The sequence below is a fragment of the Pseudoalteromonas sp. CNAT2-18.1 genome (assembly GCF_022347865.1).
Classification (GTDB): Bacteria; Pseudomonadota; Gammaproteobacteria; order Enterobacterales; family Alteromonadaceae; genus Pseudoalteromonas; species Pseudoalteromonas ruthenica.
This window is the reverse complement of sequence record NZ_JAKRFR010000002.1, coordinates 623,697-635,885: the sequence shown is the minus strand read 5'-3', so window position 1 is coordinate 635,885 and position 12,189 is coordinate 623,697. Positions and strand designations below refer to the sequence as shown.

10 protein-coding genes are annotated in these 12,189 nt (G+C 45.6%); 7 read left to right on the top strand and 3 right to left on the bottom strand.

Going from position 1 to position 12,189, the window contains the following annotated elements:
• Positions 1–402 precede the first annotated feature (402 nt).
• The 3 genes from MHM94_RS06315 to MHM94_RS06305 all read left to right on the top strand — a co-directional run bounded on the left by MHM94_RS06315 (position 403) and on the right by MHM94_RS06305 (position 2,647).
• The gene (locus MHM94_RS06315) at positions 403–1,311 is read left to right on the top strand and encodes a hypothetical protein (protein WP_235418858.1); all 909 of its coding nucleotides are present in this window, start codon (positions 403–405) and stop codon (positions 1,309–1,311) included.
• Between the two features lie 124 nt (positions 1,312–1,435).
• Entirely contained in the window at positions 1,436–1,843 is a 408-nt protein-coding gene (locus tag MHM94_RS06310) for a hypothetical protein (protein WP_053910757.1), read from the top strand.
• A gap of 117 nt (positions 1,844–1,960) precedes the next feature.
• A complete protein-coding gene (locus MHM94_RS06305) occupies positions 1,961–2,647 on the top strand; it encodes a DUF4336 domain-containing protein (RefSeq protein ID WP_235418859.1) in 687 nt (228 codons plus the stop codon).
• A 484-nt stretch (positions 2,648–3,131) separates the two neighbouring features.
• On the opposite strand, the gene hmpA is transcribed toward MHM94_RS06305, so the two are convergent.
• From hmpA to MHM94_RS06290, 3 genes are read right to left on the bottom strand one after another with little or no spacing between them, the layout of a single operon-like run.
• The gene (hmpA, locus tag MHM94_RS06300) at positions 3,132–4,313 is read right to left on the bottom strand and encodes an NO-inducible flavohemoprotein (RefSeq protein WP_235418860.1); all 1,182 of its coding nucleotides are present in this window, start codon (positions 4,311–4,313) and stop codon (positions 3,132–3,134) included.
• Positions 4,314–4,328: 15 nt separating this feature from the next.
• Complete coding sequence (locus MHM94_RS06295) at positions 4,329–5,525, bottom strand: NnrS family protein (protein WP_235418861.1); 1,197 nt, start codon at positions 5,523–5,525, stop codon at positions 4,329–4,331.
• Positions 5,526–5,798: a hypothetical protein gene (locus MHM94_RS06290; RefSeq protein ID WP_235418862.1), complete on the bottom strand. Its 273-nt coding sequence runs from the start codon at positions 5,796–5,798 to the stop codon at positions 5,526–5,528.
• A gap of 174 nt (positions 5,799–5,972) precedes the next feature.
• Between MHM94_RS06290 and norR the strand changes: the two genes are divergently transcribed.
• From norR to MHM94_RS06270, 4 genes are all read left to right on the top strand, one after another.
• Positions 5,973–7,595 (top strand): nitric oxide reductase transcriptional regulator NorR, encoded by a 1,623-nt coding sequence (gene norR, locus MHM94_RS06285; RefSeq protein ID WP_235418863.1) that lies wholly within the window; start codon positions 5,973–5,975, stop codon positions 7,593–7,595.
• 219 nt (positions 7,596–7,814) lie between these two features.
• On the top strand, positions 7,815–9,926 hold the full coding sequence (locus MHM94_RS06280; protein ID WP_235418864.1) for an EAL domain-containing protein: 2,112 nt from the start codon (positions 7,815–7,817) through the stop codon (positions 9,924–9,926).
• Positions 9,917–10,834: a diguanylate cyclase gene (locus MHM94_RS06275; RefSeq protein WP_235418865.1), complete on the top strand. Its 918-nt coding sequence runs from the start codon at positions 9,917–9,919 to the stop codon at positions 10,832–10,834. The genes MHM94_RS06280 and MHM94_RS06275 overlap by 10 nt, the downstream gene beginning before the upstream one ends.
• A gap of 85 nt (positions 10,835–10,919) precedes the next feature.
• Positions 10,920–12,188: an extracellular solute-binding protein gene (locus MHM94_RS06270; protein WP_235418866.1), complete on the top strand. Its 1,269-nt coding sequence runs from the start codon at positions 10,920–10,922 to the stop codon at positions 12,186–12,188.
• Position 12,189: the final 1 nt, after the last annotated feature.

Genomic DNA, 12,189 nt, shown 5'->3' with positions numbered 1-12,189 from the left:
AGACATTAGAAATAATACCCACTTCAATGTAGAGATTGATCGGATATTGCTCAGCTTTACATATGGTACAGAGCTGGCTAATCCACAGCATTTTAAACGAGAATACTTAAAGCCCGGCGAGTCCCGAACAATATATTTCACTGGCAATATAGATCACAGTAGGTTTCAAGGGCTGGCGTTCCAGTACCAAAATAATTTTCGGCACTGCAATTTGGGTATTCTAGCTGAGTGCAATACACGACTGCATAAATTGTGCATAGAAAGAACTCTCGAGGGTATCAAGCCTGAAATATTAAATGCCCACCTTCTAGAAGCAGTTAACAAGTCAAGCAAAATGGACGCGGAAACAGCGCGCGCCTCTTCTTGAGGCGTTATGTGTTTTTTAAAGTATGAGGTTCCAATATGCCAAATAATACAGATGTGAGACTTGCGTTGTACCTTGCTGATTGGGACTATGAAACAGGGAACAAGCGTAATTTAAGACGAACTGCTGTTCGAGTCATGCCGACAGAATACACTGAGCAAATGCAAGGTAATATTTTTTGTCCAGAATGTTGTGCGCCATTATTTAGGTCTCCACATGATAGACCATTTAATTCTAGAGGAGTCGCAGCGTTTTTTGCTCACTCCAGAGCATTCTCGCCAGAATGCAGCTTACGGGTTAGAAGAGCAGAAGGCAGGACTTTTCTTAATGAAGAATCAGCAAGGCAAGCTATAGAGGATGAAGAACTAGTTGTCATAAGCTCTTTTCTAAGGGACAGACCTGCTTCAGGGAATGGAGAACAAAGAGTTTATGATGGAGATCATATTGAAGATAGCAATGGCCAAACAACAGAAGTAGCTATTGGGAGGCATAATGGTGAATCTTTTAATCTTCCAAGTAGGATAACAACAGTTAGAGGTATTTGTAGAAATTTCGATCGTAATTTCTATAAGTACTATACGTTTCCTGGAAGGAATAATGCCGTTCAATTAAGAGATTTACTCGTCGATGTATCAACAGTCACTGAGACAAATGATTCACCAAGGCTATATTACGGACGAATCTCAAACTCATATAACTGTGGCCCTACACCTCAAAATATCAGGCAAACCATGTTTGATTATAATCGCAACTCTGAGTACGTTGACTTTTGTCTCAAAGTAACAGACCAGCAGTCGAGTGACCACGGTATTAACGATAATTCAGACGGTAAGTTTGTATTGATGTACGGCACAGTTGAAGGAAGTGGTATCGGCTTATGTATTAGAAATTTGGGTTGGGGAGAGTTCGCTACCTTACCAGAGCAATATAATCATCTATTAGAGTAGAAAACACATAACAAAGCCTTAAAGCCGGATTCGCAATAGTTGGCTCGGTTCCGCTTCGCTTCACAACTTAGCCAACAATTACTCACCGCTTAAGGCGGCGTTATATTTACATGGAGTTCACCCGTTGAAGTTTAGTCAATTTATACTTTCTTTTATGATCGCATCGAGTGCTCATGCAGATCAGCAAGCTCTTCGTTTAGCCAAATATATTGGCAATCTAAACATGTATGACGTTACTTTTGCGTTGGTAGACTCCAAATGCAGTACATCCTATTCATTGACGAAAAAGCAAGTTGAAGAAATTAATAAATTAACTTTAGAAAAAACACGGGTATCGTATAAAAAATTCAACTCAATTATTGGCGATCCCGAACTCACACTAGAAATGGCTGAAGAATCAATTCAACCGCTTCTTGATAGCAACTGTAATTCTAAATTACTCGAGTATTGGTATTCTAAAGTATCAAAAGACTTCGATAAAAATTTGTCAGAACTAAGAAATGAAGAACCAACGAGTGTGCAAATAAAGTAAATATAACAAGGCCATTATGGCAATTGGACGCAAAACGCTTGGCTTGCGCTCATTCTTCGCTAAGTTTAGCCAAGCATTTATGCGCCCCATATGGCGGCGTTATGTGATTGGAGTAACATGGAAAAATTAGCGCATGAAATATGGATATTTGATGGTGAACCTGTTCAGTTCTTAGGGTTACCTTTTTCCACTCGAATGACGGTTGTTAGACTTTCTAGTGGAGATCTATGGGTTCATAGTCCAATTAAATTGTCTGAGTCAATTACGGAGCAAATTGACAGTCTCGGTTCTGTTAAATATTTAATTGCCCCCAATCATTTACACCACTTGTTCTTATCTGAATGGATTGCGGCGTATCCAAACGCAGAAGTCCTTGGGACAAGCGAGGTGATTAAAAAGCGTAGCGATATCTCTTTTCATGCATCTCTTAATAACTCGCAAAGTTATGCTTGGGAGCCTGACATTGAACAAGAACTATTTTCTGGTTCTCCGTTAATGGAAGAGTGTGTTTTTTACCATAGCAGTTCAAGTACGTTAATAGTTACTGACTTGGTTGAGAACTTTTCAGGTAAAGACTTTAACTACTGGCAACGGGTTGTGGCCAAAGGTGTTGGTATACTTGCCCCTAAAGGGAAAATGCCTTTGGATTGGCGTTTAAGCTTCATGTTTGGTAAAGCGGACGCGCGGAAACACGTCAATAGGTTGTTGTCTTGGAACCCGCAAATATTGGTCATGGCTCACGGTGAAATCGTCACTGAAAATGCAGACAAATTCTTACAAAAGTCTTTCAAATGGTTAGTATGAGAAACCTTTGAGAAAATCACATAACAAAGCATTTAAGAGGGATTCTCAACGCTTGCCGGTCTTTGCCGGTCTTGGTTCAAAGTTCAGCTTCAATGTTTATGGCACAATGGTTTAGGTCGGGTGGTTTGCGTTGTTCACCCCTTAATGCGGCGTTACCGAATAAATACTCTAACGCGTCTCTGTCCAAAAATGAGTTGGTTTGAATGTCTGATTATTTAATTGGTTGTATGATGCACTAGCCGAACGACTGAAAATGCACAAAAGGGGCACGCGAGGGTCAATATCTGGAAAATAAGGAACTTTTTGTCAGCTTTTACTTCAAATTTATGTCAGTTTATACTTCCATAATATCTGTCTAGAGTCCGGAACAAGGGCTCGTACTATATCAATTTATACTTTAAACAAGCTCACTGAAAAAGCACAGCTGGCTCTGTGTTCTAGCCAGCTGTTTCAATTTCAATAGCCCATTATGTAACCAAATCAGTTAAAGCTCAGCGTGGGGGCCAAACACTTCGTAGTGTATACGATGCTCACTCACCCCTAGGGCGATTAAGTGGGTTTTTACAAATTTCATAAAGGCCAGCGGACCACACACGTAAAAATCACCATCGTCGATGGGCAGTGTGATAGCACAGAAGTCCATGAAGCCGTTAAATGTATTGACCATGTCGCCTGGCTCGTGGTTATACCAGGTCGCATGTTGCCAGTGGTAATCAGCGCATAGCGTTGCGGTGTGCTGAGCGAACGAGTGTTGAGCACGGGTCTCGCAGGCATGGAGATAGGTTACAGGGAAGGGGTAATTACGTGCGGCTAGGGTTTCTAACATGGCTTGCATGGGCGTTACGCCTACGCCTGCAGATATTAATACCACAGGGGCTTGTCGGTCTTGCCAGAAAAAATCTCCCGTTGGTGCATGTAAGTCAACGATGTCGCCAAGTTTAAGATGATCATGTAGGAAGTTCGACATGACTCCTGTATGTTCCCCCACCTCACGCTTGACCGAAATGCGGTAACTTTTGCCATTTGCTGTGCTCGATAGCGAGTATTGGCGGATTTCGATGTGAGCCGAAGTAGAGGGCTTAAGCTCGATAGCAATGTATTGCCCGGGTTTAAAGTCCATCACTGCTTGCTGATCAACGGGCTCGAACGTAAAGCTGGTGACCAGCTGTGACTCTTTTACCTTGTGAGTCAAGCTAAAGGCGCGCTTGCCGCGCCAGCCACCGCTTGCTTGCTCGCGAGCTTTATACAGAGCCTGCTCACGCTGAGTAAACAGTTGCGCCAACACCGCATAGGCAGCGCGCCAAGCCTGCTCAACCTCACAACTAAAGCGGTCTCCTAGCAGCTCGCGCATGGTTTCAATTAAGTGATGGCCAACGATGTGGTAATCATCAGGCTGTATGTTAAAGCTCACATGCTTGTTAGCAATACGCTCCACGGCGTGCTTGAGTACAGCGACATTATCAAGGTTGTTAGCATAGGCCATTATAGCTTCAAATAGTGCTACTTTCTGGCGTCCTGAATGTTGATTACTTAAGTTAAATACGTCTTTTAATTCAGGGTTATGGGTAAACATCCGTTGATAAAAATGATCGGTCACTGTCGTCCCTGCTGCACTTATTAAGGGCAGCGTTGATTTAACCGTGTTGATGTGGTGTGAAGATAACATGCATACTCCGCAAGGTTATTGGCGCGGTGCACTGAGCACCGGCCAGTAGATGAAAAAGAAAATCGTGAATGAAGCAACCCAAAGCGCGGCGCTCAAGGCCCAGCCTATAAATGCATGGCCAGTCAACGTCAGAGTAAAGCGCAGCAATGTAGCCCCAACCAAGCATATAAAAGCGGCTGTGATCTGGGGTTTAACGTTGAGTTTGCGCCCCGTGTGCCCTAACGAGACGCGACTTATCATCGCCAGGATCATCAAACCAATGGCTCCGAGGGTGATTAGGTGCAGGGCGTTGCTAAAGAGTAATGTGTCGATGTAGTAACTCAGACCTAGCGCAATAAGCCCGAGCCCCATAAAGGCGTATGCGCTATGCAGCGACCACAGCAAAGGCATGGTGAAGGTACTTAAGCTAGACCACGGTTTCATACGAATAAGGTGCACGCACCCTGTGATTATCAACAATATGGCTGGGGAAAAGGGCAATAATTCGAAGCGACTGGTGATAAACACAACCAGGCAAGTGACCGTGAGTGGCAGCTGTATTTTCTCTGCCCATATCATCGGTGTTTGGGCATCAATATTTGCACCGCGAGCCGTAAAAAACGGGATCACCCGGCCGCCAATGACCCCAATGAGAAGCGTAAACAGCAATACAGCTGAGCGGATAAGGTGCAACGCGATTAAATGCTCTCCCATGAGCGAGAGCACCAAGGTGGCTGCGTTTAGTGTCGCCAGTGCCATTAGCATGGGCACGAAAAGGTAGTTGCGCACATTGCCCGCGCTGAAAACGATACGCGTAAAAGTGAACACAATGGCGGCCCACCATAAAAGCGACATAATTAACGCGGCGATAATAGTGGTGTGCGTGTTAGTAAATACCAGTATACGAATACACACCCAAAGTAACAGTAAAGCTGCCACGGGGAGGCCCGTTATACTGGGCAACCCTGTCCATGTTTGCACCGCCGTCATTATAAAACCAACGGCGATGAGCGCTGCAAAACCAAAGATCAATTCATGACTATGCCACAGCACGGCTGGCAATATTGGTTGCGGTAAAGTGATGAGCCCGGCCAGCATCGCTGCCCATAAAGCAATAGCTGTCGTCGCAAATAGCGAGCCAGTTAAGAAAAATGAGCGAAATGCTAATTGCCAAAACGGATGGTGGAAGCCATTTTGTTTATTGTCGGGTGTGTTGGGTTCTTGTATTTGCATTTAAAACACCCTGTAGCCCAAGCCATAAACGCCGACACAACGCACCACATACGCCAACTTAAAGATTGCCGCGAACACTATGGTGCCGATATGGGCAGTTATCTGCATGGAGATGGGTAAATATGAGTCGAAATAAAAGCTCATTAATAGGCTGCAAATCACGAGGCCAAGTGACAGCACCATGCTCCAGTTAGCAGCAATAATGCATTTTTGAAAGCTTAACTGTGCCCCCTTGAGTGCATTATTAGCGGGAAGAACAAATTGCGAGTACATAGGCGCTCCTACAAATGAATCTATTGGAGCTATATCAAAACTAATGCCACCTTTTTAACTTGTTGAAAAATATGAGGTATATAATAAAGTAGATTATTTTTGTGTCATTAAGACATACTTGTTGTATGTGTCTTAATGACTACAATAGAGTTAAAATGATTTCGGGCCACGTATATGAACCGCCTTACCGACAACCAACTTTTGGAATTATCCATCACCCTCGCGCAGAGCGTCGCCAGTCAACAGCGCTTTGATGAATTGCTCAGTGCCATTCGTAAAGTGATCACCTGTGATGCCATCATGTTATTGGCTCACAAAGGCGACTATTTACAGCCTCTGGCTCATCAAGGGCTGAGCCATGAAATACTTGGGCGTCGCTTTATTATTGCTGAGCACCCTCGGTTTGTTGCGATTTGTCAGTCATTAACAGCCACGCGTTTTCCCGCAGAGTGTGAACTGGCAGACCCATATGATGGCTTACTCACGGCTATGGAGGGCGACTTACCTGTGCATGCGTGTATGGGGATCCCGCTGTATTTTCAAAATCAGCTACTTGGTGTATTAACGTTGGATAGTCTATCTCCAGGGGTGTTTGATTCACTTTCAGAACGCTCATTGGCGTTAATTGCATCCATGGCTTCGGTGAGCTTACATACGGCACTGACTGTCGATTTGCTTGAGGCCAATGTCAGCCATTCACAAGAAGTATTGCGTGCTCTGAGCGAACCCAGTGCCTCAGGCTGTCCGGCGGAAATCATTGGCCAAAGCCCCTGTATTGATAAACTTAAAAATGAAATTTCCTTGGTGGCCCCATCCAATTACTCGGTACTTATTGAAGGCGAAAGCGGCACAGGCAAGGAGCTGGTGGCGCACAGTGTGCACCAGCAATCAAGTCGTGGTGATCAAGCGCTTATTTATGTCAATTGCGCGGCGCTGCCAGAGAACTTGGTAGAGAGCGAATTATTTGGTCATGTTAAAGGTGCGTTTACCGGGGCTGAGCGCAAACGAGCGGGTAAGTTTGTCATTGCCAGCGGTGGCACCTTGTTTTTAGATGAGGTGGGGGAGTTACCCTTAGCTGCGCAAAGTAAGCTTTTACGGGCGTTACAAAGTAATGAGGTTCAACCTGTTGGCCAAGATGAAGTGATAAAGGTGGATGTGCGTGTTATTGCCGCCACCAATCGTGATTTAAAAGCTGAGGTGGAAAGCGGGCGCTTTCGCAGCGACTTGTATCACCGCCTCAACGTATACCCACTAAAAGTGCCGCCTCTACGTGAGCGTATGGCAGATATCCCACTATTGGCTGGTTTCTTTATCGAGCGTGCAAGGCGAAAACTCGGTGTAAACCAGCTGAAAATTTCCCCAGCGCTTTTAGACAGACTCGCCCAGTATACTTGGCCGGGCAATGTTCGCGAGTTTGAGCACTTGTTGAACCGCGCAGCATTAAAGGCTTGTGCCAAAGTACCGATACACAGCCGCCATGATAGCCTAGTGACTTTGACGCTCGGCGACTGCGATGAACTGCATGAGACAACGCAAAGAAAATCAGACTCGCTAAACACCGAGGAAAACACGCAAACGCCACTTCTATCAGATATAACGCCTGATACCATGACGACAGAGGAACCGATTAATTTGCGCCAGGCTGTGGATGATTACCAACGCCAGATAGTCAAACGTGCCTTACAGGCTCATCGAGGCAACTGGAGCCGAACAGCCAAGCATTTAGGTGTTGATCGCGCTAACTTAATTCGTCTGGCTAAGCGTTTGCAAATACACGTTGAGAAAGTCGTGTTTTGAAAAAGGCGATGATTGACTTCGGGGTTCCCAGCTAAAGAGCGGTCACCACTTAAATGCTCATTAAAGAAAACGCTGTTTCGAAGAGATGAGCTTGATGTGACAACATAATTAAGCAATAAAGTAGACGTTGCGCCCATGACTAAACTCGTTTTGTGGTATCGCTTTTCAAAATGTTTAACGCTATCTTTATTGAGCGTCTTGTTTGTTGTGAGAGTGTAAATGACCGAACAAAGTAAAGTTCTCGTGATTGATGATGAGCCCATTAATACCCTTCAGCTGGAGCATGCGTTGGCGGGGATAGGTGAGGTTCAATCATGTAATGAGAGCAGCGAAGCGATGGCGCTTATTGCCGATTTTAAGCCAGATATTTTGTTGCTTGATTTAGAAATGCCTACTATCAGCGGTTTTGACTTACTGGCTCAAATTCAATACCAGCCCTCACTTAGTGCGCTGCGCATTATTGTTATCACTGCACACAACGACCCGGAAATCGAAGAGCGCGCACTCGCGCTGGGTGCCATCGACTTTATCTCCAAGCCTTTGAATCTTACGTTGTGCCGTATGCGAGTAGAGAACCATGCCAAAGTGCGTGCACAAGAGCGAGCATTGGAAAAGACACAAAGGCTACTGGCGGCAGAAAAAGAGCATCTGCGCATTACCCTAGACTCTATTGCGGATGGCGTAATTTCGACCGATGAGCATGCCTGTATCACCTATCTGAACCCGGTCGCACAACGTTTGACTGGTTGGTCGCAAACCGCTGCTAAGGGACGACATATTGAAGAGGTGATGAGGCTAAGGGATGCCTCAACGAAAGAAGCGTCTATTAATCCTTTGACCGTGGCATTAAAAGAAAATAGGCCTGTGGTCATGGCAATAAATACTCAACTGGTCAGTAAACAAGGGCTGGAGTATCGCGTGGAGGACAGTGCTGCGCCAATCCTTGACGAGCAACGTCAACAGCGTGGTGCCGTGATGGTGTTTCAGGACGTGAGTGAAACCCTCGCTATGTCAGTGCAAATGACCTACCTCGCTCATCATGATCAGCTCACCGCACTGCCTAATCGAGTACTGTTGCACGACCGGCTTACACAAGGTATTGCCAGAGCTTCGGCCGGCAAACGTAAAGTGAGCTTAATGCTGCTTGATTTAGACAACTTTAAATATATAAACGACGCCATGGGCCATCACATCGGCGATGAAATTATCGCGCATGTTGGCCACAGTCTTGACCGCTTTGCCTGTAGTGATATTACTGTTGCTCGTGTCGGCGGCGATGAGTTTGCGTTGGTGGTACCGCAAGAGAAAAGTTCGTTCGGGTTGGAGGGGTTAATTAGCCAGTTGCTAGATGTCATCGCTAAGCCTTTTCGGTTGGGAGGCGAGCAACACAACTTGAGTGCCAGTGTGGGTATCAGCGTCTATCCAGACGATGCCTCCAGTGTTGAAGAAATGCTTCGTCATGCCGACTCAGCTATGTATAAGGCGAAACAAGCAGGGGCGAATAGTTACTGTTATTTCAGCGATGATTTACAACATGAAATGAACCAACGCTTAGCTGTCGGCTATACGCTTCGTGAAGCACTGGAGCAAAACGCGTTAGAAGTTCACTATCAGCCTAAATTTGACTTAAATACCAATGACATTATCGGAGCTGAGGGGTTAGTCCGATTAAGAGACGCAGATGGCAAGTTAATATCACCAGCTCAGTTTATTGAATATGCTGAAGAGTCAGGGTTGATTTATCGCCTTGGTGAACAGGTTTTAGAGCAATGCTGTCGTGACGCCAAAGCATGGCTCGATGCTGGGCATGCGCAGAAAGTAGCGGTTAATATTTCGGCAAAGCAGTTTTCTGACTCTGCGCTGGTCGATACCGTTGCCGCTATACTTGAGAAAACTCAGCTGCCGAGTCGATATTTAGAACTTGAGGTCACCGAATCTGCACTGATAGACAGTTACGAGCAAACAATTACTCAGCTTCAATCCATCGCGGAAATGGGTGTGAGCATTGCTCTTGATGACTTTGGTACCGGCTACTCAAGTCTTTCTTATCTAAGGCTCTTCCCCCTGAATGTGTTGAAAATCGATCAGTCTTTTGTGCGAGATATGCTGGCAGAGCCCCAAGCGTTAGATATTGTGACGGCTATCATAGATCTAGCAAATTCGTTAGGCTTGGAAATTGTCGCAGAGGGCATTGAAACCGAACTGCAAGCCAAAAAGCTCCGTTCTTTGGGGTGCGGCATTGGCCAAGGGTATTTACTGGCTAAACCTATGGTATCTGTGTCATTGTCACATTTATTAGAGCAACAAGCAGCAGGAACGCTATGCACCTAGATATAAAACCGTTTTCCCAGTGTAAAGTGCTGGTGGTCGACGATGATGAAATTGCACGGCTAACCTTAGAAGCAATGCTGGAAGAGTACTTTGATGTCACTACATTGAGTGATAGTTCCCAGGTTTTAGCGCACTGCGCTGCTGAGATACCCGATTTAATTGTACTCGACGTTAATATGCCCCATATTAGTGGCTTAGAGGTCTGTAAAGAGCTAAAACAAAGCGCTTTGCTTGAACAAGTGCCCGTGGTCTTTGTGACTGGCACCTATGATACCCAATCGCAAAATGCATGCTGGGAGGCGGGAGCCAGTGATTTTATCGGAAAACCCGTTGCTGCTTCTACGTTAATTCACCGAACGCAAAATCACCTTGAAAATAAGTTGAGACTGGAAGCACTCATTAAGCTCACATATAAAGACTCTTTGACAGGACTTTACAATCGCCACTACTTAGACGAGGAAGTCGTGAACTCATTGCGTCAATCCATGCGTGAGAGCAGGCCTTTTAGTGTATTGATGATCGATATTGACCACTTTAAACAATACAATGATCACTATGGTCACCCCCAAGGCGATGAGTGCCTTAAGCAAGTTGCGCAGGTGTTGCAACAGAGCTTGCGTAGACCCCATGATGTGGCGGTACGCTTTGGCGGTGAGGAGTTCCTAGTGATCATGCCCTATACGGATGCAAGTGGTTGCAAATTTATTTGCAAGCAAATAATGAATAATTTAAGCGTAGCTAATCTTAAACATGACTATTCGCCGTTTTCGCGGGTGACCGTTAGTATTGGTGCTACAACCAGTAATCAGAGCGCTGAAGTAGCCCTTGAAAAACTGATAGCGGATGCAGATCAAGCCCTTTATGATGCTAAACGAGCGGGTCGAAACCGGTATCAGTGTTTCGATTAAGTACTGCCAAGAGGGAAGAAAATTTTTTCTAATTTAAGGGCTTAGTCTACACTTTGTAGCAAACTTAACGACTGGATTCCGGTTAATGAGCTACTCTCCCACACGTCGGCAATTTTTACGTACTCTAGGTCAGGGAGCGGCGGTATCAACGCTTGCTCTCAAAGCGCCCTATGTCTTCGCAAAGAAAAAAGTCTCCCTCAGGGTCATGGGCACACATGTGACCTTGCAAGAAGAGCTACGCCAACGAGCGATGCGCGAGTTGGGTATTCACTTGGTTTTTTCCCCTATGGGCAGTGCGGCACTGTTACAAAAGGCAGCGGCAGACCCAAGCTCATTTGATGTATACGAGCAGTGGTCGGACTCTATTAATATTTTATGGCAAGCAGGCGCGATACAACCCATTGACGTTGATAGGTTAACTTACTGGGATGAAATTAATAACCTAACAAAAACGGGGCAACTGACCAAAAACGCACGAGTGGGGGCGGGGGATGCGCCCAATAAAATCTTGTATGTGCAGGATGATGGCCAGTTAGGGCCGCAGGCCACAGACAAAGTTAGCTTTATGCCTTACGTGCACAACGTTGACTCCTTTGGCTATAACACTCAGCACATTGCTAAAGGCCGGGCCTATGAAACAGAATCTTGGTCATGGCTCTTGGATGAGCAAAACAAAGGTAAAGTGGCGCTTGTCAATGCACCGACCATTGGTATTTTTGATGCTGCTTTGGCAGTGCAGGGCCAAGGACTCATGACATTTAAAGACATGGGCAATATGTCCATTGCTGAAATTGATAAGCTGTTCAGTATTTTGCTTGCTAAAAAGCGCCAAGGTCATTTCTCTGGCTTTTGGACCTCCGTACCCCAGTCGGTCGATTTTATGAAAACGAGCCGTGTGCATATACAAAGCATGTTTTCACCGGGAGTGAGTGCTTGTCGAGGGCAGGGGATCCCTGTGGTCTATGCAGCGCCTAAGGAAGGCTACCGGGCATGGCATGGGGTCATGTGTTTATCAGCACACACCTCAGGAGCTGTCAAAGACGCAGCGTATGAATATATGAATTGGTGGTTGTCAGGTTACCCGGGGGCCTTTATTGCACGCCAAGGCTACTATATTTCTAACCCCCAACGTAGTCAGCCATTGATGTCCAAAGCAGAGTGGCAATATTGGTATGAGGGTCATGAAGCCAGTATGGATTTGCGGGGCACTGATGGCAAGGTATCGGTCCGGGCTGGGCAAATACGCAATGGTGGCAGTTATACAAAACGTTTTTCTAATGTTGCGGTGTGGAATACGGTGATGCCAAATTACGACTATAGCCTTGATAAATGGTATGAATTACTGAATGCGTAAG

Excerpts from the sequence above, each read along its gene's own strand:
- MHM94_RS06315 (WP_235418858.1), top strand. The coding sequence starts at position 403 with ATGCCAAATAATACAGATGTGAGACTTGCGTTGTACCTTGCTGATTGG.
- MHM94_RS06305 (WP_235418859.1), top strand. The coding sequence starts at position 1,961 with ATGGAAAAATTAGCGCATGAAATATGGATATTTGATGGTGAACCTGTT.
- hmpA (WP_235418860.1), bottom strand. The coding sequence starts at position 4,313 with ATGTTATCTTCACACCACATCAACACGGTTAAATCAACGCTGCCCTTA.
- MHM94_RS06295 (WP_235418861.1), bottom strand. The coding sequence starts at position 5,525 with ATGCAAATACAAGAACCCAACACACCCGACAATAAACAAAATGGCTTC.
- MHM94_RS06290 (WP_235418862.1), bottom strand. The coding sequence starts at position 5,798 with ATGTACTCGCAATTTGTTCTTCCCGCTAATAATGCACTCAAGGGGGCA.
- norR (WP_235418863.1), top strand. The coding sequence starts at position 5,973 with ATGAACCGCCTTACCGACAACCAACTTTTGGAATTATCCATCACCCTC.
- MHM94_RS06280 (WP_235418864.1), top strand. The coding sequence starts at position 7,815 with ATGACCGAACAAAGTAAAGTTCTCGTGATTGATGATGAGCCCATTAAT.
- MHM94_RS06275 (WP_235418865.1), top strand. The coding sequence starts at position 9,917 with ATGCACCTAGATATAAAACCGTTTTCCCAGTGTAAAGTGCTGGTGGTC.
- MHM94_RS06270 (WP_235418866.1), top strand. The coding sequence starts at position 10,920 with ATGAGCTACTCTCCCACACGTCGGCAATTTTTACGTACTCTAGGTCAG.